The 22,163-nt window shown below is 64.5% G+C and carries 21 protein-coding genes; 17 read left to right on the forward strand and 4 right to left on the reverse strand.

Translation table 11 applies throughout. The annotated features are described in order from the left end of the window. Positions 1-11 precede the first annotated feature (11 nt). The 13 genes from YU3_RS0109265 (at position 12) to YU3_RS0109325 (ending at position 13,819) form a co-directional block, all read left to right on the forward strand. Positions 12-1,586, forward strand: coding sequence for an NAD(P)/FAD-dependent oxidoreductase (locus YU3_RS0109265; RefSeq protein ID WP_027165968.1), 1,575 nt, complete (start codon positions 12-14; stop codon positions 1,584-1,586). Positions 1,587-1,689: 103 nt separating this feature from the next. Continuing rightward, positions 1,690-3,219: an ABC transporter substrate-binding protein gene (locus YU3_RS0109270; RefSeq protein WP_027165969.1), complete on the forward strand. Its 1,530-nt coding sequence runs from the start codon at positions 1,690-1,692 to the stop codon at positions 3,217-3,219. Between the two features lie 73 nt (positions 3,220-3,292). Further along, positions 3,293-4,300 (forward strand): ABC transporter permease, encoded by a 1,008-nt coding sequence (locus tag YU3_RS0109275; protein ID WP_027165970.1) that lies wholly within the window; start codon positions 3,293-3,295, stop codon positions 4,298-4,300. After that, a complete protein-coding gene (locus tag YU3_RS0109280) occupies positions 4,293-5,141 on the forward strand; it encodes an ABC transporter permease (protein ID WP_027165971.1) in 849 nt (282 codons plus the stop codon). The genes YU3_RS0109275 and YU3_RS0109280 overlap by 8 nt, the downstream gene beginning before the upstream one ends. Then, the gene (locus tag YU3_RS0109285) at positions 5,138-6,016 is read left to right on the forward strand and encodes an ABC transporter ATP-binding protein (protein ID WP_027165972.1); all 879 of its coding nucleotides are present in this window, start codon (positions 5,138-5,140) and stop codon (positions 6,014-6,016) included. Before YU3_RS0109280 ends, YU3_RS0109285 begins: the two co-directional genes overlap by 4 nt. Then, positions 6,009-6,833 carry an ATP-binding cassette domain-containing protein gene (locus YU3_RS0109290; RefSeq protein ID WP_027165973.1) on the forward strand — a complete coding sequence of 275 codons (825 nt, stop codon included), beginning with the start codon at positions 6,009-6,011 and terminating at the stop codon, positions 6,831-6,833. The genes YU3_RS0109285 and YU3_RS0109290 overlap by 8 nt, the downstream gene beginning before the upstream one ends. A gap of 75 nt (positions 6,834-6,908) precedes the next feature. Next, positions 6,909-7,508 carry a VOC family protein gene (locus YU3_RS0109295; RefSeq protein ID WP_027165974.1) on the forward strand — a complete coding sequence of 200 codons (600 nt, stop codon included), beginning with the start codon at positions 6,909-6,911 and terminating at the stop codon, positions 7,506-7,508. Between the two features lie 196 nt (positions 7,509-7,704). Next, a complete protein-coding gene (locus tag YU3_RS0109300; protein ID WP_027165975.1) occupies positions 7,705-9,999 on the forward strand; it encodes a bifunctional salicylyl-CoA 5-hydroxylase/oxidoreductase in 2,295 nt (764 codons plus the stop codon). Continuing rightward, on the forward strand, positions 9,996-10,769 hold the full coding sequence (locus YU3_RS0109305; protein WP_027165976.1) for an SDR family NAD(P)-dependent oxidoreductase: 774 nt from the start codon (positions 9,996-9,998) through the stop codon (positions 10,767-10,769). The genes YU3_RS0109300 and YU3_RS0109305 overlap by 4 nt, the downstream gene beginning before the upstream one ends. After that, the gene (locus tag YU3_RS0109310) at positions 10,763-11,227 is read left to right on the forward strand and encodes a MarR family transcriptional regulator (protein WP_027165977.1); all 465 of its coding nucleotides are present in this window, start codon (positions 10,763-10,765) and stop codon (positions 11,225-11,227) included. The genes YU3_RS0109305 and YU3_RS0109310 overlap by 7 nt, the downstream gene beginning before the upstream one ends. After that, positions 11,224-12,036 carry an enoyl-CoA hydratase family protein gene (locus tag YU3_RS0109315; protein ID WP_027165978.1) on the forward strand — a complete coding sequence of 271 codons (813 nt, stop codon included), beginning with the start codon at positions 11,224-11,226 and terminating at the stop codon, positions 12,034-12,036. Before YU3_RS0109310 ends, YU3_RS0109315 begins: the two co-directional genes overlap by 4 nt. A gap of 207 nt (positions 12,037-12,243) precedes the next feature. Then, complete coding sequence (locus YU3_RS0109320) at positions 12,244-13,392, forward strand: acyl-CoA dehydrogenase family protein (protein ID WP_027165979.1); 1,149 nt, start codon at positions 12,244-12,246, stop codon at positions 13,390-13,392. Between the two features lie 31 nt (positions 13,393-13,423). After that, positions 13,424-13,819 (forward strand): RidA family protein, encoded by a 396-nt coding sequence (locus YU3_RS0109325; protein WP_027165980.1) that lies wholly within the window; start codon positions 13,424-13,426, stop codon positions 13,817-13,819. On the opposite strand, the gene YU3_RS0109330 is transcribed toward YU3_RS0109325, so the two are convergent. Then, positions 13,820-14,911 carry an LLM class flavin-dependent oxidoreductase gene (locus YU3_RS0109330; RefSeq protein ID WP_027165981.1) on the reverse strand — a complete coding sequence of 364 codons (1,092 nt, stop codon included), beginning with the start codon at positions 14,909-14,911 and terminating at the stop codon, positions 13,820-13,822. 120 nt (positions 14,912-15,031) lie between these two features. Here YU3_RS0109330 and YU3_RS0109335 point away from each other — a divergent pair, with 120 nt between their 5' ends. The 4 genes from YU3_RS0109335 to YU3_RS0109350 all read left to right on the forward strand — a co-directional run bounded on the left by YU3_RS0109335 (position 15,032) and on the right by YU3_RS0109350 (position 19,228). Then, positions 15,032-15,793, forward strand: a complete 762-nt coding sequence (locus YU3_RS0109335; protein ID WP_027165982.1) for an HpcH/HpaI aldolase/citrate lyase family protein — start codon at positions 15,032-15,034, stop codon at positions 15,791-15,793. A gap of 417 nt (positions 15,794-16,210) precedes the next feature. Then, the gene (locus tag YU3_RS0109340; RefSeq protein WP_027165983.1) at positions 16,211-17,008 is read left to right on the forward strand and encodes an ABC transporter substrate-binding protein; all 798 of its coding nucleotides are present in this window, start codon (positions 16,211-16,213) and stop codon (positions 17,006-17,008) included. Positions 17,009-17,217: 209 nt separating this feature from the next. Beyond that, the gene (locus YU3_RS0109345) at positions 17,218-17,892 is read left to right on the forward strand and encodes an amino acid ABC transporter permease (RefSeq protein ID WP_027165984.1); all 675 of its coding nucleotides are present in this window, start codon (positions 17,218-17,220) and stop codon (positions 17,890-17,892) included. Positions 17,893-17,938: 46 nt separating this feature from the next. Then, the gene (locus YU3_RS0109350; RefSeq protein WP_027165985.1) at positions 17,939-19,228 is read left to right on the forward strand and encodes a cysteine desulfurase-like protein; all 1,290 of its coding nucleotides are present in this window, start codon (positions 17,939-17,941) and stop codon (positions 19,226-19,228) included. 334 nt (positions 19,229-19,562) lie between these two features. Here YU3_RS0109350 and YU3_RS0109355 read toward each other — a convergent pair whose 3' ends face one another. From YU3_RS0109355 to YU3_RS0109365, 3 genes are read right to left on the reverse strand one after another with little or no spacing between them, the layout of a single operon-like run. After that, complete coding sequence (locus YU3_RS0109355) at positions 19,563-20,390, reverse strand: dipeptide ABC transporter ATP-binding protein (RefSeq protein ID WP_027165986.1); 828 nt, start codon at positions 20,388-20,390, stop codon at positions 19,563-19,565. 13 nt (positions 20,391-20,403) lie between these two features. After that, positions 20,404-21,255, reverse strand: a complete 852-nt coding sequence (locus tag YU3_RS36315) for an ABC transporter ATP-binding protein (protein ID WP_084508013.1) — start codon at positions 21,253-21,255, stop codon at positions 20,404-20,406. Further along, positions 21,255-22,139, reverse strand: a complete 885-nt coding sequence (locus YU3_RS0109365) for an ABC transporter permease subunit (protein ID WP_051333900.1) — start codon at positions 22,137-22,139, stop codon at positions 21,255-21,257. The genes YU3_RS36315 and YU3_RS0109365 overlap by 1 nt, the downstream gene beginning before the upstream one ends. Positions 22,140-22,163 lie beyond the last annotated feature (24 nt).

The raw sequence follows: 22,163 nt of genomic DNA on the forward strand, positions 1-22,163 counted from the left end.
CGGGGCGGGGCGTGAGCGAGTTCGACGCCATTTTTGTCGGGGCGGGCCACAACAGTCTGGCATGCGCCGCGCATTTGGCTCTCAAAGGCTGGAAAATAGCGGTTTTCGAGCGCAACCAGGCAATCGGCGGCGCGGTCCGGACCGCCGAATACACGCTTCCCGGTTTCCGGCACGATTTCGGCGCAATGAATCTAAGCCTGTTTGCCGGCTCCGCCTTCCACCGGAAATATGCAAATGAATTGAAAAGCCACGGGCTGGAATTCGCGCCCGTGGCGGACTGTTTCGCCAGCGCATTCCCGGACGGGACATGGTTCGGCGTCAGCAACGATCTGAAAAAAACCGTGTCGCGCCTGGCCGCCTTCTCGGCTGCGGACGCAGAGACATGGCGTCGGCTGGTCTCAGCCTTTCCGGGTGAAGCCGAACATCTGTTCCGCCTGCTGGGATCACCGATGAGCGCACGGGCGCTTGCCGGCACGGGCTGGAAGCTGTGGCGCAAGAAGGGTCTCGCCGGCGCGCTCGATACGGGACGGCTGCTGCTCTCCTCTCCCCGCACCTGGCTGGAAGAAAATTTCGAAACGCCGCAAGTCCGCACGACGCTCGCGGCCTGGGGCATGCATCTCGACTTCGCGCCCGACATCGCCGGCGGCGCCGTGTTCCCCTACCTGGAATCGATGGCCAACCAGAGTTTTGGCATGGTGCTGGGCAAGGGCGGCGCCGATACCATAATCCGAGCGCTGGCCGGCATGGTGACGGCGGCCGGCGGCAAGATCACGACCGGCGCGGAAATCGCCGAGATCACGACCACCGGCGGGAAGGCAACCGGGGTGCGGCTGGCATCCGGCGAAACCCACGTCGCACGCAAGGCCGTCATTGCCGGCGTCGCGCCGAAAGCGCTGCCGGGCAAGCTGCTGCCCAATGGATCCGGCGACGCCGGCTTCGACGCGGCGATGAAGAAGTTCCGCCATGCGCCGGGCACGATGATGATCCACCTGGCGCTGGACGATCTGCCGGACTGGAGCGCCGGCGCCGAGCTTCGCCAGTTCGCCTATGTGCATCTGGCGCCGTCGCTCGATGCCATGTCGCGCGTCTACCAGCAGGCGATCGCCGGCCTGCTGCCCGACCAGCCGGTGCTCGTCGTCGGCCAGCCGACTACCGTCGACCCGTCGCGGGCGCCGGACGGCAAGCATGTGCTGTGGGTGCAGGTACGCATGCTGCCGGCCGAGATTGCCGGCGACGCGGCCGGCAAGATCGCGCCGGCTCACTGGGATGCGGTGAAGGAGGCCTATGCCGAACGCGTGCTCGACATCATCGAGAGCTACGCGCCAGGGCTGCGCCGGAAGATCCTCGGCCGTGCCGTCTTCTCGCCGCTCGACCTCGAGCGCGAGAACCCGAACCTCGTCGGCGGCGACCAGATCTGCGGCAGCCACCACCTGGCGCAGAATTTTCTCTTCCGCCCGGCGCGGTCCTTCGCGCGCTGGAACACGCCGGTCGCCAACCTCTACCTGACCGGCGCCGCGACATGGCCTGGAGCCGGCACCGGCGCGGGGTCCGGTTATATGCTCGCCCAACAGTTGGGAGGGAACTAGAATTCCAGGATGGACAAGGCGCGGTTGCCCACCAGACCTACCGAATGAAAACGCCGCGCGGACAATGACAACCAAAAATGGACAACCAACAAGGGGAACGACCATGACCATCAACAGACGCGACTTGCTTGGCTACGGCGCCGCAGCGATCGGCGCGGCGACGCTCGGGCTGCCGAAGGTGGCAAAGGCGGCGGACGAGCTCACCATCGCCTACAACGTCAACCTGCCGTCCTGGGACCCGACGACCGGACCCTCGGCGGTGAACCCGACCATCCAGGGCCTCTACCAGTCGGTGTTCGACCAGATCATCGGCCAGAAGCCGGACCTCTCCTTCACGCCGGGCCTGCTCACCGAATGGGGCTGGAACGACGACCGCACCAAGGTGACGATGACGGTGCGCGACGGCGTCAAATGGCATGACGGCTCGCCCTTCACCGCGGAAGACGTTGTGTGGTCGCTGCAGCGGGCGGGCGACGAGAAGACCGGCAACCCGATCCAGTTCGTCTGGAAGAACGTCAACAATTTCAAGATCGACGGAAACAAGATCACCGGCGACGTGGTGCAGTTCGATCCGGTCTATTTCAAGTGGATGTCGTTCCTGACCGGCTACATCCTGCCCAAGGCTTATTACGAGAAGGTGGGCGCCGAAGGTTTCGAGAAGGCGCCGATCGGCACCGGGCCGTATATGGTCGACAAGTTCGAGCGCAACGCTTTCCTGCGGCTCAAGGCCAATCCAAACTATTGGGGCAACAAGCCGGCCTTCGAGAATGTGACGATCAAGTTCGTCACCGACGCGGCGAGCCGCGTCGCCGAGATCGAATCCGGCTCCTCCCAGGTGACGCTCGAAATCCCCTATGAGGAATATGACCGGCTGATCGCCAAGGACGGGCTGGCCGGCTCGGTCAAGAACGTCTCCGACATCGGCATGATCTTCTTCAACGACATCGAGGCGATGCTGGACAAGAACGTCCGCCAGGCGGCCGTGATGGCTGTCGACAAGGATCTCTTGGTCAAGCGGCTGCTGCGCGGCTACGGCCAGCCGATCGCGACGCTGGAGACGCCGGAATACACGGCCTTCGATGCCTCGATCAAGGTCGAGCACGATCCCGACAAGGCCAAGGAACTGCTTGCCGCCTCCGGCTATTCGCCGGAGAAGCCGGTGAAGTTCACCATACAGACGACCAAGGGCTTCAAGCCCAAGGACTATGAGATGATCCAGGCGATCGTCGGCATGTGGCGCAAGGTCGGCATCGAGGCCAAGATCGAGGTCTACGAGATCGCCAAGCACTACGAACTGCGCGCCGCCGACAAGCTGGCGCCGGCCGCCTTCTACAATTGGGGCAACTCGATCGGCGATCCGACCACCTCGACCGGTTTCGCTATGTACGGCCCGAGCCCGCATTCGGTGTGGGACAGCCAGGACCTGGTCGACATGATCAACCCGCTGTGGGGCGAGAAGGACGAGGCCAAGCGCATCGCCGGCTGGAAGGGCGTCGACAAGTACATCGCCGAACAGGCCTATGTGCTGCCGCTGATCCAGTATGCGCAGCCGATCGTGCATTCGAAGAAGGTCAATGTCGTACAGCACGTGTCCGGCGCGCTGCTGCCGGCGCTGATGACCCCGGCGGCCTGATCGTCGGCCATGGATTGCCGCGCGCGCCGCTCGTTCGGGCGGCGCGCAACCGCCATTGGGCATACAGGCGCGCATGCTGCTGCAGAGATTCCTCGTTCGTCTGTTGACGATGCTGGTGACGCTGTTCGGCGTCGCCATCGTCGTCTTCGTCGTCATCCGCGTCGCGCCCGGCGACCCGATCGCCATGATGCTGCCGCCCGGCGCCAGCAATGACGACATCGCGCGGCTGCGAGCGCTCTACGGGCTCGACAAGAGCATCGTGCAGCAGTTCTTCATCTGGCTCGGCGGCGTTCTGCACGGCGATTTCGGCACCTCGATCTCGCTGCGCCAGGATGTGCTTGGCCTCGTCTTCAACCGGCTGCCGGCAACGCTGGAGCTGGCGACCGTGGCGCTGCTGATGGCGGTCGCGATCGGCGCCACGGCCGCGATCCTGGGCGCCCGCTCGCGCGGCACGGCTGTCGAGGCCGGCATCGACATCGCCAGCGGCGCAACGCTCTCCATCCCCGATTTCCTGTGGGGCCTGGTGCTGATCCTGCTCTTCGGCGTGCTTATCCCCGTGTTCGATATTTCAGGCCGGGTGTCGCCGCAGCTCGATTTGCCCTTCGTCACCCAGTTCTATCTGGTCGAGAGCATTCTCAGGCTTCGATTCGACCTCACCTGGGACCTGCTGAAACACATGCTGATGCCGGCCGTGGCCTTGGCGTTGCCGCTGGCGGCGATCATCGCACAGCTCCTGAAGCAGTCGCTGAAAGAGGTGCTCGACCTCGACTATGTCGTGCTGGCACGGGTCAAGGGTTTTTCCGAGACGCAGGTGATCCTGCGCGAGGCGCTGAAGAACGCGGCGCTGCCGACGCTGACGCTGGTCGGCGTGCAGTTCACCTTCCTGATCGGCGGCACCGTCATCGTCGAGCGGCTGTTCTCCTATGAGGGCCTCGGCAACATGGCGATCGACGCCGTCATCAACCGCGACCTGCCGCTGATCCAGGGCATCGTGCTGGTGTTCGCGCTGCTGTTCGTGCTGATCAACCTTACCGTCGACATGACGTATGCGCTGCTCAATCCGAGGCTGCGCCATGGATGAGGCTCGTGTCGCCAGGCGCGGTTTGAGCCCGAGGCTGTGGCTTGCCGGCGGCTGGCTTCTGCTGGCGCTGCTGGCGGCGATCTTCGCGCCGCTGGTCGCACCGCAGGATCCGCTGGCGCAAGACCTGATGCTGGAGCGCCTGCCGCCTTTCTGGCTGGACGGCGCCGAACCCGGCTATTGGCTGGGCACCGACAGCCTTGGCCGCGACCTGCTCTCGCGGCTGATCTTCGGCGGCCGCATCGCCTTCATCGTCGCCTTTGCGGCGGCGACGTCCGCCTGCGTCATCGGCTCGGCGCTGGGGCTGGTCGCCGGCTATTTCGGCGGCTGGGCCGATCGCATCATCTCGCGCATCGTCGATGTCTGGATGGCCTTCCCGCCGGTGCTGTTCGCCATCCTCTTGGTCGCCGTGCTCGGCACCGGCCTGAGTTCCGTCATCCTGGCCATCGCCATCATCGACTGGACGCGCTTCTGCCGGGTGATCCGCGCCGAGGCGATGGGCCAGGCGCGCATGGACTATGTCGAAAGCGCGCGCATCGCCGGCTATGGCCGCATCGGCATCATGCTGCGCGAGGTGCTGCCCAATGTGCTGCCGTCGGTGGTGGCGCTGCTGTCGCTCGAAATGGGCATTGCCGTGATCGTCGAGGCGATCCTCTCCTTCGTCAATCTGTCGATCTCGACGGACGATCCGACCTGGGGCAGCATCATCGCCGAGGGCCGGCTGTCGATCCATCAGGCCTGGTGGGTGCTGGTGTTCCCGTTGATCACCCTGATCCTCACCGTGCTCTCCTTCAGCCAGTTCGGCGAAGCGCTGAAGGCGCGCTTCGACCCGGTGCTGCGATGAGCGCGTGCCTCGATATCCGCCACTTGAGCGCCGTACTGCCGAACGGCCAGCGCGTGCTGCGTTCGGTGTCGCTCTCAGTCCAGCCGGGCGAGGTGCGCGCGCTGGTCGGTGAGAGCGGCGCCGGCAAGACGATGATCGGCAAGGCGGTGCTCGGCGTGCTGCCGAAAAGCGTACGCATCGTCGAAGGCGAGATGCTGATCGAAGGCGAGGATCTCGGCCGGCTCGATGCCAAGGCACGCCGGACCCTGATCGGCGCGCGCACGGCGCTTATCCCGCAGGATCCACTGACCGCGCTCAACCCGTCGCGCCGCATCGGCTCGCAGATGACGGACCGGCTGGTGCGCATCCTCGGCTGGAGCGGCGAGAGGGCCGATACCCGCATCCGGCAATTGCTGGACGAGGTGCATATCCGCGACCCCGAACGCGTGCTGAAATGCTATCCGCACGAGCTGTCCGGCGGCATGCGCCAGCGCGTGCTGATCGCAGCCGCCTTCGCGGCGGAACCTCGATTGATCGTCGCCGACGAGCCGACGACAGCACTCGACGTGACGGTACAGAAACAGATTCTGCGGCTGATCGCGCAACTGCAGCGCGACCATGGCACGGCGATCCTGTTCGTCACCCACGACCTCGGCGTGGTCGCCAAGATCAGCCAGAGAGTGTCGGTGCTCTATGCAGGCAAGGTGGTCGAGGAAGCCGACACCGCTGATCTCTTCGCGGATCCCAAGCATCCCTACACGCGGGCGCTGATGGCAGCGACGCCGCGCTACACCGATCCACTCGCGTCGCTGAAGCCGGTGGACGAGAGCGTGCTCGCCGGGCTGGCGGCGGAGATCGTAGCCGCCGACCAGGCATGGAGGGCCAGCCATGGCTGAGCCGCTGTTTTCCGTGCGCGGGCTGAAAGTGGCGCTGCCCGACATGACGCGCAAGCCGCTGATCGGCCGGGCGCCGCTGGCCGAGATTCTCAAGGGGCTCGACTTCGACCTGCCGAAAGGATCGGTCACCGGCATCGTCGGCGAATCCGGTTCGGGCAAGTCGACGCTCGGCCGCGCGCTGGTCAGGCTGATCGAGCCGAGCGCCGGCTCGATCAGCTTCGAAGGGCGCGACATCGGCCACCTTTCGGAAGCCGGGCTGAGGCCGCTGCGCCGCGACCTGCAGATGATCTTCCAGGATCCGATGTCGTCGCTCAATCCGCGGCACACGATCTTCAACATCATCGCTGCACCCCTGAGGCAGAACGGGCTTGGCGACAGGCTGAAGGAGCGTGTGGCGGAGGCCTTGCAGCGCGTCGGCCTGCCGCAGAATTTCGCCAGCCGCTACCGCCACGAGCTGTCGGGCGGCCAGCGCCAGCGCGTCGGCATCGCGCGGGCGCTGGCGCTGGCGCCGAAATTCGTGCTGGCCGACGAGATCGTCTCCGGCCTCGACGTCTCGACGCAGGCGCAGATCCTGACGCTGCTGGAAAAGCTTGCGGCCGAGATGGGGCTGACGGTCGCCTTCATCAGCCACGATTTGTCGGTGATCCGGCGGCTGTGCCAGCAGGTCATCGTCATGCGCGAAGGCAGGATCGTGGAGGCCAGCGCCACCGACGCGCTGTTCCAGAACCCGAGGGAGACCTACACACGCGACCTGCTCGCCGCCATTCCGCTCCCCGAGATCGATGCGGGCTGGCTGCAGGCCAAGGCGCCGACATGATGTGAGTTTTCCGCATGCCGACCAGCGGGCTTCGGATGTGCGCGACGTAAGACCAGCCCGCCAATGGAGGGTGACATGAAACATGCAATCTGGGCGGCGATCCTCGCGGCCTCCTTGTCCGGCGCAATGGGAGCCGCCTCGGCGGATTCGATCCCCGGCATGCACGGACACGACCACACCGGCATCACCGTGCCCGACATGAAGCAGGCCATCGACTTCTTCACCAATGTCGTCGGCTGCAAGAAGGCGATGGCCTTCGGGCCGTTCGCCGACGACAAGGGAACCTTCATGCAAGACCTGCTCGGCGTCGATCCGAAGGCGGTGATCGAGGAGATCACCATGGTCCGCTGCGGCTATGGATCGAACATCGAACTGTTCAAATACACCGCGCCCGACCAGAAGGATCTGACGCCGAAGAACAGCGACATCGGCGGCTTCCACATCGCCTTCTATGTCGACGACGTCGCAGCGGCGAAAGCCTATCTCGACGCCAAGGACGTGAAGACCAGGCTGGGGCCGCTGCCGGTGAAGGAAGGACCGGCCGCCGGCCAGACCATTCTCTACTTCCAGGCGCCATGGGGCCTGCAGCTCGAGGCGATCAGCTACCCACAGGGCATGGCCTATGAGAAGGGCGCCGAGACGGTGCTATGGAGTCCAAAGGACCCCGCCAAGTGACCTGATCGTTCAAGCGTCTCACCATCGTTCAATTATAAAACTTTAAGCTTGAAATAATTCCGCGTGGGCGCAATACTGACAATCGGAACCGCCGGTCCAGCTGGCGGTTCCGGATGCCCTTTGAGCGTTTCATGCAATTCCGGAAGGAAACCGCTACGCATTTTTCCTGGAATTGCTCTAGAGGAGATCGCAAGACATGAAGGTTGCGGTTCTCGGCGGCGGACCGGCCGGTCTCTACTTTGCCATCTCGCTCAAGCTGCGCGACGCCGCGCATGAGGTGACGGTCTATGAGCGCAACCGCGCGGACGACACGTTCGGCTGGGGCGTGGTGCTGTCGGCGGAGACACTGGAGAACCTGACCAGGAACGACCCGGTCAGCGCCGTCTGGATCAAGAAGCATTTCGCCTATTGGGACGATATCGCCGTCATCCATGATGGCGTGCGAACCGTCTCCTCCGGCCATGGCTTCTGCGGCATTGGCCGCAAGCGGCTCCTGGTCCTGCTGCAGCGCCGCGCCCGCGAGCTCGGCATCAAAATGATGTTCGAGACCGACATCTCCGACCCGAAACCCTTCATGGAAACGCACGACCTCGTGGTCGCTTCCGACGGGTTGAACTCGAAGTCCCGCGCCACCTTCGCCGACGTCTTCAAGCCGGACATCGACACCCGCAAATGCAAGTTCGTGTGGCTCGGCACGACGCAGAAATTCGACGACGCCTTCACCTTCATCTTCGAAAAAACGGAGCATGGCTGGGTGTGGGCGCATGCCTACCAGTTCGACAACGAGACCGCGACCTTCATCGTCGAATGCAGCGAAGAGACCTGGGCCGCTTTCGGCTTCGGCGCGATGACGCAGCAGGAATCGATCGCGGTCTGCGAGCGCATCTTCGAAAAACATCTCGGCGGCCATCCGCTGATGACCAACGCCAACCACATAAGAGGCTCGGCCTGGATCAACTTCCCGCGCGTGCTGTGCGAGCGCTGGTCATACAAGAACCTGGCGCTGATGGGCGACGCCGCGGCGTCAGCGCATTTCTCGATCGGCTCCGGCACCAAGCTGGCGCTGGAAAGCGCTGTGGCGCTGGCCGACTATGTCGAGTCCGAGCCTGACCTCGAGGCGGCCTTCCGCAAATACGAGGATGCGCGGCGCACCGAGGTGCTGAAGCTGCAGTCGGCGGCGCGCAATTCGCTCGAATGGTTCGAGGAAGTCGAACGATATCTCGGTCTCGATCCAGTTCAGTTCAACTATTCGCTGCTTACCCGCTCGCAGCGCATCAGCCATGAGAACCTTCGCCTGCGTGATGCCGAATGGCTGGCTGGTGCGGAAGAGTGGTTCCAGCGCAAGGCCGGCGCCGGCGGCAACAGCTTACGCCGCGCGCCGATGTTCGCGCCGTTCAAGCTGCGCGACATGACGCTCAACAACCGTATCGTCGTTTCGCCGATGGCGCAGTACAAGGCGGTCGACGGCTGCCCGACCGACTGGCATTTTTCGCACTACGCCGAGCGCGCCAAGGGCGGCGCCGGCCTGCTCTACATCGAGATGACCTGCGTCAGCCCGGAGGGACGCATCACGCCCGGATGTCCAGGCTTCTACAAGCCGGAGCATGAGATCGCCTGGACGCGGCTGGTCGATTTCGTCCATGCCGAGACCGAAGCAAAGATTTGCGCCCAGATCGGCCATTCCGGCGCCAAGGGCTCGACCCGGGTCGGATGGGAAGGAACCGACGTGCCGCTGCCTTCCGGCAACTGGCCGGTGATGGCGCCTTCAGCCGTGCCATGGTCGCCGAAGAACCAGGTGCCGAAGGCGATGGACCGCGCCGACATGGACCTGGTCCGCGACCAGTTCGTCGCCTCGGCGGAAATGGCCGTGCGCTGCGGCTTCGACATGCTGGAAATCCATGCCGCGCACGGCTATCTGCTGTCGGCCTTCATCACGCCGCTGACCAACCGCCGCACCGATGAGTATGGCGGTTCGCTGGAAAACCGCATGCGCTATCCGCTGGAAATCTTCCATGCGGTGCGCGCCGTGTGGCCGGCCGAGAAACCGATCTCGATGCGCATCTCGGCCAATGACTGGGTCGGCATCGAAGGCGTCACGCCTTCGGACGCGGTCGAGATCGCCAGGCTGCTGCATGAGGCCGGTATCGACCTTTGCGACGTGTCCGCCGGGCAGACCTCGATCGCTGCGAAACCGGTCTATGGCCGCATGTTCCAGACGCCGTTTTCCGACCGTATCCGCAACGAGGTCGGCATGGCGACGATGGCAGTCGGCAACATCTATGAGCCGGACCACGCCAATTCGATCCTGATGGCCGGCCGCGCCGATCTGGTGGCGCTGGCGCGGCCGCATCTTGCCGATCCCTACTGGACGCTGCATGCGGCGGTGACACTCGGCGACCGCGGCGTCAAATGGCCCGATCCCTATCTGCCCGGGCGCGACCAGATCTATCGGCTGGCCGAGCGCGACGCGGCAGCGGGGCTCAAGGTATGAGCGCGACGCGGGAAATCACCGGCAAGCATGCGCTGGTCACCGGTGGCGGCTCGGGCGTCGGCAAAGCCATTGCGGAAGCGCTGGCGCAAGCAGGGCTGAACGTCACGATCTGCGGGCGGCGCGAGGCTGCCCTTGCCGAGGTCGCGAAGGAAAGCGATCGGATATTCCCCATCGCGGCGGATGTTACCAATGAAACCGAGATGACGGCCCTCCACGGCAAGGCGGAAGCAGCGCGCGGACCGTTCGACATCGTCGTCGCCAACGCCGGCATGGCTGGCAGCGCGCCGGCACACAAGACCGCGCTGGCCGACTGGCAGCGCACGCTCGACGTCAACCTCACCGGCGCCTTCCTGACGGTGAAGCCGGCGTTGCCCAGCATGCTGGCGCGCAAACAAGGCCGCATCGTCTTCGTCGCCTCGACCGCCGGCCTGAAAGGCTATGCCTATGTCGCACCTTATGTGGCCGCCAAGCATGGTGTGGTCGGTTTGATGCGGGCGCTTGCCTCCGAAACCGCTAAGTCCGGTATCACCGTCAACGCCGTCTGCCCGGGCTTCGTCGAAACCGAAATGCTGGAGGATTCCATCGCGCGTATCGTCGAGAAGACCGGCCGTTCAGTCGAGGAAGCGCGGCAGACCCTGTCGGCGACAAATCCGCAAGGACGTTTCATCCAGCCCGGAGAAGTCGCCTCGGCGGTGCTGTGGCTGTGCAGCGATGCTGCGCGGTCAATCACCGGACAGGCGATCTCGGTCTCGGGAGGCGAAACATGGTAGCGGGACCGACCTCCGCCGGACCGGGCAAGGACAGGCTGCGGCTGTGGATACGCCTGCTGCGCGCCTCGCGCACCATCGAGGCTGAGCTGCGCGAGCGGCTGAAGAAGGAGTTCGACACCACGCTGCCGCGCTTCGACGTGATGGCGGCGCTCTACCGCTCGCCGGAGGGCATGCTGATGAGCGACCTGTCGCGCTTCCTGCTGGTGTCGAACGGCAATGTGACGGGCATCGTCGACCGGCTCGTTTCGGAGGGGCTTGTCACCCGCGCACGCCGCAATGGCGACCGCCGCACCTCGATGGTGCGGCTGACCGAGGAAGGCTCGAAGTCTTTCGCCGCGATCGCCGCCGCGCATGAGAATTGGGTCGGCGAGCTGCTCGGCAATGTCAGCGAGGACGAGGCGCGGCGGCTGACCGGCATGCTGAAATCGTTCCGCAGCAATTGGGAGGGACGCGAATGAGCGCCATGGCCAAGCTCAAGCCGAAGAACTTCTTGTGGGAGGTCGACGGCCGGATCGCGAAAATCCGGCTCGACCGGCCCGAGCGCAAGAACCCGCTGACTTTCGACAGCTATGCGGAACTGCGCGATACGTTTCGCGACCTCGTCTACGCCGACGATGTCGATGCCGTGGTGTTCCTGCCAAATGGCGGCAATTTCTGCTCGGGTGGCGATGTCCACGACATCATCGGTCCGCTGGTCAAGATGGACATGAAGGCGCTGCTTGCCTTCACGCGCATGACCGGCGACTTCGTCAAGGCGATGCTCAATTGCGGCAAGCCGATCATTTCGGCAGTCGACGGCGTCGCGGTCGGCGCCGGCGCCATCATTGCGATGGCCTCCGACATCCGCATCGCCACGCCGGAAGCCAAGACCGCCTTCCTGTTCACGCGTGTCGGGCTTGCCGGCTGCGACATGGGCGCCTGTGCGATCCTGCCGCGCATCATCGGCCAGGGCCGCGCGGCCGAACTGCTTTACACCGGCCGCACAATGAGTGCCGCCGAAGGCGAGCGCTGGGGATTCTACAACCGCCTGGTCGATGCAGCTTCGCTCGAGGCCGATGCGCTCGAGATGGCGGCGCGTATCGTCTCGGGGCCAACCTTCGCGCACGGCATCACCAAGACGCAGCTCAACCAGGAATGGTCGATGGGCCTCGACCAGGCGATCGAGGCGGAAGCGCAAGCGCAGGCGATCTGCATGCAGACCGGCGATTTCGAGCGGGCGTACAAGGCGTTCCTGGCGAAGGAAAAGCCGGTGTTCGAGGGGAATTGAGGATGGACGGTTTTCGCCCAGGCACCCCCCTCTGTCCTGCCGGACATCTCCCCCGCAAGGGAGGAGATTGGCAGCTCCGACGTCGCCGCTCGTCCTGCACCGGCAAGTGGCGAAGGCGTGACGTTCAGCTGATCTCCCCCCTTGCGGGGGAGATGTCCGGCAGGACAGAGGGGGGTGTGAAGGAACGCGACGCTGGAGGCTTTCTCCATGCCTGACCGTTCCTTCCTTTCCTGGCCCTTCTTCGAAGGCCACCACCGCCAACTTGCGGAACGCCTCGAAACCTGGTGCGCGAGCAACCTCCCCGTCGATCATCTCGACGTCGATGCCGCCTGCCGCGAACTCGTGGCGAAGCTCGGCCGTGACGGCTGGCTGAAACCAACGGCGCTCGATCCGGCCAACCCCGGGCCGCTCGATGTCCGCACACTGTGCATCACCCGTGAAACGCTGGCTCGCCATGACGGGCTCGCCGACTTCGCCTTCGCCATGCAGGGGTTAGGCACGGGCGCGGTCTCGCTGTTCGGCGCGCCGGACCAGCAGGGATGGCTGAAGGAGACGCGGGCCGGTCGGGCGATCTCGGCCTTTGCGCTGTCGGAGCCGCGCTCCGGGTCCGATGTCGCCAATATGGAGATGACGGCCGTTCGCGACGGCGACGACTATGTCCTGTCGGGCGAAAAGACTTGGATCTCCAACGGCGGTATCGCCAATCTCTACGTCGTCTTCGCCCGCATCGGCGAGGCGCCGGGTGCGAAAGGAATTTCCGCCTTCATCGTGCCTGGCGACGCCAAGGGCCTTGGCATCGCCGAGCGGCTGGAGGTGATCGCCCCTCACCCTCTGGCGCGGCTTTCCTTCGATAATGTCCGCGTCCCGGCTTCCGCCCTGATCGGCAAGCCCGGCGACGGTTTCCGCATCGCCATGTCGGTGCTCGACGTCTTCCGCTCCACCGTCGGCGCCGCGGCCCTCGGCTTCGCGCGGCGCGCGCTGGACGAGAGCGTCAGCAGAGTGGCCGAGCGGAAACTGTTCGGCGCGCCGATGGCGGAGCTGCAGATGGTGCAGGGCCATATCGCCGACATGGCGCTCGATGTCGATGCGGCGGCCCTGCTGATCTATCGCGCCGCCTGGACCAAGGACATGGGGGCCGCGCGGGTGACGCGCGAGGCGGCGATGGCCAAGCTCTTCGCCACCGACAAGGCGCAGCAGGTGATCGACAAGGCGGTGCAGCTGCATGGCGGCGACGGCGTGCGCAAGGGCCACATCGTCGAGAGCCTCTATCGCGAGATCCGGGCGCTGCGCATCTATGAGGGCGCTTCCGACGTGCAGAAGGTGGTGATCGCCAGGCAGGTCATGGGAGCGTCGTGAGAACCGAGTTTGAATTAGGGGGAGGCTAGACATGCACACCATTCTGCAGCCGGAAGGCTGGGCTAAACCGATCGGCTATGCCAATGGCGTGGCCGCGCGTGGCCGGCTTGTCTTCGTCGGCGGCCAGGTCGGCTGGAATGCCGAATGCCGGTTCGAGACCGACGACTTCGTCGGCCAGGTGCGCCAGACGCTCGCCAACGTCGTTGCCGTACTTGCCGAAGCCGGTGGCGAGCCGCGGCACATCACCTCGATGACATGGTATTTCACCGACAAGGCCGAGTATGTCGGCAATCTCAAAGGCATCGGCGAGGCCTATCGCGAGGTGATCGGCCGGCATTTCCCGGCGATGGCGGCCATGCAGGTGGTGGCGCTGGTCGAAGACCGCGCCAAGGTGGAGATCCAGGCGACGGCGGTCATCCCAGAATAGTTACCCGCGAAGTCCTGCCTGTCTCAAAATCGGCAGCACATGGTCGCAGAAATAGGGCAGTTCCTGCGTGTAGTTCACGAAGGACAGCGCGATCCCCTGGTAGCCATGCGCGGCAATGGCAGCCATGTCGGCGGCAATCGTCTGCGGGGTGCCGATCAACGGATAGGTGCCGGCGCCACCAGCGAAACGCTGCCGGTAGCTGTCATAGGCATGCGGATCGTGCGACTGGGAGAATTCCTTCTTGCCGGCCATATGCGCGTCGACCGCTTCGTGATCGGCCATCGTGACGGCGTAACGCGCGTAATAGGCTTGCGCCTCTTCCATGGTCGGGCGGCAGACGACATGCGCAACCGTATAGACGCCGATATCGCGGCCTGCCTTTGCGGCGCGCTCGCCAATGTCGGCGACATGCTTGCCGGCATCGTTCATCTCGGAGAAGGTCGTGAACAGATAGTCGCATCTGGCGGCAGCGAAATCCCGGCCCGGGCCGCCGAAAGCAGCGTTCATGGTCACAGGGCGCGGAACCTGAAGACTGGCCGGCCGGCTCACCGCCTCCTTCAGCCGATAATAAGTGCCTTCATAGTCGAGTGGCTCGCTCGATGCATAGAGCCGCTCGAGGATTTCAATCCATTCCGCTGCCTGGTCATAACCCTTCTCGACCAGCGGCGTGCCGAACATGCCGAATTCCTTCGGGTTCCAGCCGCAGACGATGTTCAAGCCGGCGCGGCCCTGGCTGATGTGATCGACCGTCGCCAGCGCCTTGGCTGCGTAGAGCGGATGCACCAGCGGCACATGCACCGTCATGAACAGACCGATCCGATCCGTCGCGGCCGCCAGCGCCGCGGCCCAGGTGAAGGTCTCGAACGAGAATTCGCGCACCTTGTTGCGGCCGCCGAAGCCACGCCAGCGCGCGATCGGCAGCATGAATTCAAGACCCGCGCGGTCGGCGATCTGCGCCGCCGTCAGATTGTCCTGCCAGCTCGCGGTCCAGCGTTCCGGCACATCGGTGATGGCAAGGCCGCCATCGGCGTTGGTCGAGAAGACGCCGAGCTTCAGTCTGTTCGGGCCGTGCAGGGGATGCGTCTTGATCATCTCGGAAACTCGTGGCGGGACGCCACACGCTAGGCCGGCGTGAAAATATTTCAAGCCTGAAATAGCTTCGCGGCGCAGCCGTTTGCAGATATGCATTGAGCAACACGAAGGGGAATCGGCATGAGCGAGTTCCGCCAGAAATGCATCGGCAAGACGAACCTCATTGGCTCGTTTGCCGCCATTCCCCATCCAGTGGCCGTCGAGGTCATGGCGTCGTCCGGCCTCGATTTCCTGTGCATCGACTGGGAGCACGCGCAGATCTCGCGCGAGACGATCGAGGCCATGGTGCGCGCCGCCGACGTGCATCGCGTGCCGGCCATGGTGCGCGTTCCCGGCCATGCACCGGAAGCCATCCAGGCGGCGCTGGACAGCGGCGCGCAAGGCGTGCTGATCCCGCGCGTCTCGACAGCGGCCCAGGCGGCGATGGCCGTCAAGGCCTCGCGCTATCCGCCGCTGGGCGAGCGCGGCGTCGGCCCCGGCCGGGCCGCGGGCTACGGCTATCGCATTCCCGAATATCTTGCCGCCGCCAATGAGCGGATCGTGGTCGCAGTTCAGGTGGAGACGGCCGAAGGGCTCGCCAATATCGAAGCGATCGCGGCGGTCGATGGCATCGATCTGATCTTCGTCGGCCCCGGCGATCTTTCGGTATCGATCGACGCAACCGGACCTGCCGGCGCAGACAAACTCAATGCGGCGATCAAGACCATTATCGGCGCGACGGTCGCGCATGGCAGGACCGCCGGCATATTCTGCGCCAGCCCGCAGAATGTCAGCCGATGGGCGGCCATCGGCGCGAGTTTCTTCGTGCTGGCCAGCGACACGATGTTCCTTGGCGCCGGCACAGCGGCCAACTGTACGGCTGCGCGCGCCGAACTGGGCTAGAACAGTCGAGGTTAGAAGGCGTATCGGCGGAACAACAGGCCGGCCGAACTTTTTAAGCTTAAAACTTTTGCCTTGAAAAGCGCCGCACTTTGGATAGCATCCAAAATCGATAGCGACTGCCGCGCCGGAGGGGGCTTGCCGGGCAGTCCATCGCTGGTGGGAGGGGTTTCAGTCCTTGTCGTTTGTGTTGCCCCAATCATCGTCCAGCTCGCGCTATGCTTTCGATGGCGTGCGTGCCCAGATCCGCGACCTGCACACCGAAAACATCGGCAACCTCGCGGTACGCGCGCGGGCGATGTCATCGCGCTCTGGTACGGCGAGGGCGATACCGCCGCAATGAATTGACGCCCTGCCGGAAGCGGGGCGGCAAAAACCGTGCGGGAACAACCCGCCCGTTCAACAACAGAGGGAACAAAAATGAGCTTTACTCGTCGCAACCTGCTTCTCATGGCCGCCGCCATCGGCATCGCCGCCAGCCCCGCCACGGCTTACGCCGCGGACGTGCTCAATGTCGGCGCCTATCCGACCAATCCGCCTTTCGAGTACAAGAACGAGAGCGGCACCTTCGAGGGTTTTGAGGTCGATATCGTCAACGAGGCGGCCAAGCGCATCGGCATGACCACCGACATCGCCGACCTCGGTTTCCAGGCGCTGTTCGCGGCCACCACCTCCAAGCGCATCGACGTCGCCATCTCCTCGATCACCATCACGCAGGAGCGGCTGAAGTCCCAGTCCTTCACGCAGCCCTACTATGATTCCGACATGGGCATCGCCACCAAGGCCGACAGCGCGATCAATGCCGAGGCCGACCTCAAGGGCAAGGTCGTCGGCGTGCTTTCCGGCTCGACCGGCGAAACCTGGGTCAAGGACCATCAGCAGGCCGATGGCTTCAGCGACGTGAAAGGCTACGACACACAGCAGAACCTTTTGCTCGACCTCAGCGCCGGCCGCGTCGACGCCGCCGTCAGCGACATCCCCGGCATGCAGTACTCCTTCAAGAAGATGAAGGATCTCGTCGTCAAGGAACGCATCAAGACCGGCGAGCAGTATGGCTTGATGATGACCAAGGACCACCCCTTGCTCGGCAAGCTGAACGACGCGCTGACGGCGATGAAGAAGGACGGGACGCTGGCCGCGATCCATAAGAAGTGGTTCGACAGCGATGCTCCGACGGATTCCTCCACCGTCAAGGAAATGCCGCTGCCCAAGGCCTGAGCGGATCGACAAGAGCGAGCCGTGCCGGCCTTCCAGACCGGCACGGCTCGTTTCCTTGAATTTCCCGGAACCGCAGCGCAGACCTAAGTTGACGTTTCGGGCCCCGCTCTGGCGTCTATAACCTTCATTTGCCGCAATTCCGGACGGAAAACCGCTTCACACTTTTCCTGGAATTGCTCTGGGCGCAAAAACGGTTCGAGAACGCTGCCATGTCGCTGATCGACACCTTCTTCAATCCCGATGTTATCGCGTCCAGCCTGCCGGCCTTGCTGCGCGGCTTCCTCAACACGCTGCTGCTCGGGGTGATGAGCATCGTCATCGGCATCGCCGCGGGGCTGGCGATCAGCCTGGTGCGGCTCTACGCGCCGAAGCCGCTGCGGTGGCTCGCCATCGGCTACACCGACATCTTTCGCGCCCTGCCGGTGCTGGTGGTGCTGATCCTGATCTACTACGCGCTGCCCTTCCTCGGCATCCGGCTGTCGTCCTGGGCGTCCGCGGTGACCGCTTTCGCCATCATCATGTCGGCCTATTCGGCCGAAGTGTTCCGCTCGGGCATCGAAAGCATTCCGCGCGGACAGTTCGAGGCGGCGCAGGCGCTTGGCCTGCCGTTCCTGCTCACCCTGCGCAAGGTGGTGCTGCCGCAAGCGGTGCGCGTGGTCATCCCGCCGATGACCAGCAACTGCGTCTCGATGTTCAAGGACACCTCGCTTGCCTCGACCGTGGCACTGCCGGAACTGCTCAAGGAAGCGACCAACGCGCAGTCGCTCTATGCCAACCCCTCGCCGCTGATCGGCGCCGCTCTCGTCTATCTCATCTTCCTCTGGCCGATGGTCCGCCTGGTCAGCCTGCTCGAGCGCCGCTTCCAGACCGAAAAGACGCGCTGACCTCACCAACCGATCCCCGTCCTAGTCCCCGCAGGAGCGTACCCCCGTGAACAAGCATCAGACCGACACCACGAACGCCGCCGCATTCCCCGTCGAAAAAATCCGGGACATGTTCCCGGCACTCCAGCGAGCCGGCGATTTCATCTTCTTGGACAATGCCGCGGGCGCGCAGATCCCGCAAAGCGTGCTGGATGCGGTGACCAACCATCTGGTTTCGCACAATGTGCAGCGCGGCGGCCGCTATGGCCGCAGCGTCACGGTCGACCAGTCGGTCGCCGAGGCGCGCGAAAGCGTGGCGCTTTTGATCAACGCCTACAGCCCGTCCGAAATCTGCTTCGGCATGAACGCAACCTCATTCATCCGCCTGGTCAGCCTCGGCATCGGCCAGATGCTTGCCAAGGACACAGATGGTGGACGGGACGAGATCGTCATCACCGACATGGATCATGACGCGAACATCGCCACCTGGCTGGCGCTGGAGCCGGCAGGCGCCAAGTTCAAATGGTGGCGCATGCGCGAGGACGGCAACCTCCATGTCGACGACCTCAAGCCGTTGGTGTCGGAGCGCACCCGGCTCGTCGCCTGCACGGTGACGGCGCATTCGATCGGCTCGATCGTCGATGTTGCTTCGGTGGGCAGGATCGCCCATGCGGCCGGCGCCGAGGTGTTCCTCGACTGCGTGCATTACGGACCGCACGGACTGATGGACGTGCAGGCCTGGGACTGCGACTACCTCGTCTGCTCCGGCTACAAGAATTTCTCGCCGCATATGGGGTTCCTGTGGGGCCGCTTCGAAACGCTGAAGCGGCTGCCGACCTTCCGCGAGGATTTCATTCCCGACGAGCCGCCGTATAAAGTCGAGGCCGGCACCTTCATCTACGAGAACGTCTCCGGCATGGACGCGGCCGTGCGCTACCTGGAATCGATCGGCCGCAACCTCCTGCCAGAGAACAACCGCTCGCGCCGCGACAACATCGTCGCCGGCATGAACGCCATCCGCGACTACGAACTGATGCTGGCGCGCGAGATGATGAAGGTGCTGAAGGATTGCAATGCCACCATCTACGGTGTCGCCGACGAAGCGCGGATTCACGAGCGGGTGCCGACCTTCTGCTTCAACATCGGCAAGCTGTCGCCGCAGCGGATCGTCGAGGAAATGGCCGCCATGCAGATCGGCATCCGCGACGGCCATATGTATGCGCCGCGGCTGATGAAGCGGCTCAACCTCTCGATGGACAGCGGCGCGGTCCGCGCCTCGCTGGTGCACTACAACACGGTGCAGGAAGTGCGGCGGTTTGGGGAAGCGTTGCGGGCGATTGTTGCGAAGTTGGCGTGATCTGATCTCCCCGCGAGGGGAGGTCAGCGCCATCTTGCCGTGACTTCAGAGCGCCGCGGCTGTGTTAGCCTTCGCGATGCTGGCGGGGCAGCACCCCCCTCTGTCCTGCCGGACATCTCCCCCGCAAGGGGGGAGATCGGATGTCACTACGCTTTTCGCCAATCGCCTGCGCCGGAGGAGGAGCGGCGCCGGCGAAGCTGCCAATCTCCCCCCTTGCGGGGGAGATGTCCGGCAGGACAGAGGGGGGTGTGAAGGAACGCGGCGCCACAGTACCTTCTTAATCGCCCTATCCGAGAGGCTTCCGCTCTTGCTCCGCGCGAGAACAAAGCAAACGTTAAGCCGCCTTCTTCTTCGCCAGCCTCGCCTTGATGCTTGTCACGTCGGCGCGCGGCGTCGCGGCAAACAGGGTCTTGGTGTAGGCGTGCTTGGGGTCTGAAAAGACCTCGTCGCGCGGACCGTATTCGACGGCTTCGCCGAAATACATGACCATGACGTCGTCGGCGATATAGCGCACCACCGACAGGTCGTGGCTGATGAAGACGTAGGTCAATTGGAACTCGTCCTGCAGGTCGGCGAGCAAATTGAGCACCTGCGCCTGCACCGAGAGGTCAAGCGCCGAGACCGGCTCGTCCAGCACCAAGAGGCTCGGGTTCAGCATCAGCGCGCGGGCGATGGCGATGCGCTGGCGCTGGCCGCCCGAGAACATGTGCGGGTAGCGGTTGTAATGCTCCGGTCCCAGCCCGACCTTCTTCAGCATCTTCATCGCAAGGTCGCGGCGCTCCTCGGCCGGCTTGTCGGTGTTGATGAGCAGCGGCTCGCCGAGCACGTCGCCGATCTTCTGGCGCGGGTTCAGCGAGCCATAAGGGTTCTGGAAGACGATCTGCACCTTGCGGCGCATCTCCTTGGAGAGACCGTCCCTGGCGATGTCGACCTTGTTGCCGTCGATGAACAGCTCGCCCGAGGTGGCCGGATCGATCAGCGTGATGATGCGGGCGAGCGTGGACTTGCCGCAGCCGCTCTCGCCGACGATTGCCAACGTCTTGCCCTTCTCGACACCGAACGAAACGCCCTTCACCGCATGCACGGTGCGCGCGCCGCGGAACAAGCCGCCGCCGACATGATAGTCGCGCACGATGTTCTTGCCTTCGACGACCTTGGTCATGCGCCGGTTCCGGTCATGCACTAGCTCCCTGGGGCGCCGGCTCGAACAGCATGTCGGAGACGGTCGGCAGCCGGTCGCCGACGGCATTCTCCGGCAGCGCCGAGAGCAGCGCGCGCGTGTAATTGCTCTTCGGCGATTCGAAGAGCGACAGCACGTCGGCCTCTTCCATCTTGCGGCCCTTGTACTGGACGATGACGCGATCGGCGGTCTCGGCCACCACGCCCATATTGTGGGTGATCATGATCAGGCCCATGCCGTATTTGGCCTGCAGCGAGACCAGGAGATCGAGGATCTGCTTCTGGATGGTGACGTCGAGCGCGGTCGTCGGTTCATCGGCGATCAAAAGCTTCGGATTGCAGGCGATGGCAATCGCGATCATGACGCGCTGGCACTGGCCGCCGGACATCTGATGCGGAAAGGAGCTCAGCCGCTCGGCTGGCTCAGGAATGCCGACCTGCTTCAACAGCTCGATGGCGCGCTCCCGGCGCTGCGCTTTATCCATGCCCATATGAAAGCGCAGCACTTCCTCGATCTGGAAGCCGACCGTGAAGCAGGGATTGAGGCTGGCCATCGGCTCCTGGAAGATCATCGACATATCCTTGCCGACGATCTTGCGCCGCTCGGCCGGGCCCATCTTCAGGAGGTCGCGGCCATTGAAGCTCATCTTGTCGGCCGTCACCGTGGCCGTCCATGGCAGGAGGCCCATCACGGCCAGCATCGACACCGACTTGCCGGAGCCGGATTCGCCGACGATGGCGAGGACCTCGCGTTCGTCGACATGGAGCGAGACTCCGTCGACGGCGCGGAATGGGCCGGACGCGGTCTGGAATTCGACGACGAGATTCTGGATGTCGAGCAGCGCCATCACGACCTCCTGAGCTTGGGATCGAGGGCATCGCGCAGGCCGTCGCCGACCAGGTTGATGGCGAGCACGGTGATGAGGATGGCGAGACCCGGGAAAGTGACCACCCACCAGGCGCGCAGGATGAATTCACGCGCCGAGGCAAGCATGGTGCCCCATTCCGGCGTCGGCGGCTGGGCGCCGAGGCCGAGGAAGCCAAGCGCGGCGGCTTCCAGGATGGCGTTGGAGAAGGATAGCGTGCCCTGGACGATCAAGGGCGCCAGGCAGTTAGGCAGGATGGTGGCGAGCATCAGCCTGACGTGGCCGGCGCCGGCGACCTTGGCCGCGACGACATATTCCCGGCTTTTCTCGGCCATCACCGCCGCACGCACCAGGCGGGCGAAATGTGGCTGCAGCACCAGCGAGATCGCCAGCATCGCATTGAACAGGCCCGGGCCGAGGATGGTGACCAGAACCAGCGCCAAAAGCAGCGACGGGAAGGCCAGGATCAGGTCCATGACGCGCATGATCGCGACGTCGACCCAGCCGCGGAAATAGCCGGCCAGCAGGCCGAGCGTGATGCCGCCGGTGAGGGCAAGCGTAACCACGACGGCGCCGATCAGTAGCGAGAAGCGCGCGCCATAGAGCAGGCGCGAGAGGATGTCGCGGCCGACCGGGTCGGTGCCAAGCAGATATTGCGTGCTGCCGCCGGCCTGCCAGGCCGGAGGCCTGAGGAACGCGGTCTTGTCCTGCACGTCGGGCGCATAGGGCGCGAGCAGCGGCGCCAAGAGCGCGGCCAGCACCAGCAGGATGAAGACGAACAGGCCGATCACGGCGCCGCGGTTAACCGAGAAATAGTGCCAGAAGGTCTTGAAGCCGGTGAGACGATCCGGGCTGCCCGCCGCCATTGGGGCGATTTCCGTCGACTGGCT

The sequence above is a fragment of the Mesorhizobium sp. WSM3224 genome (assembly GCF_000427725.1).
Taxonomy (GTDB): domain Bacteria; phylum Pseudomonadota; class Alphaproteobacteria; order Rhizobiales; family Rhizobiaceae; genus Mesorhizobium.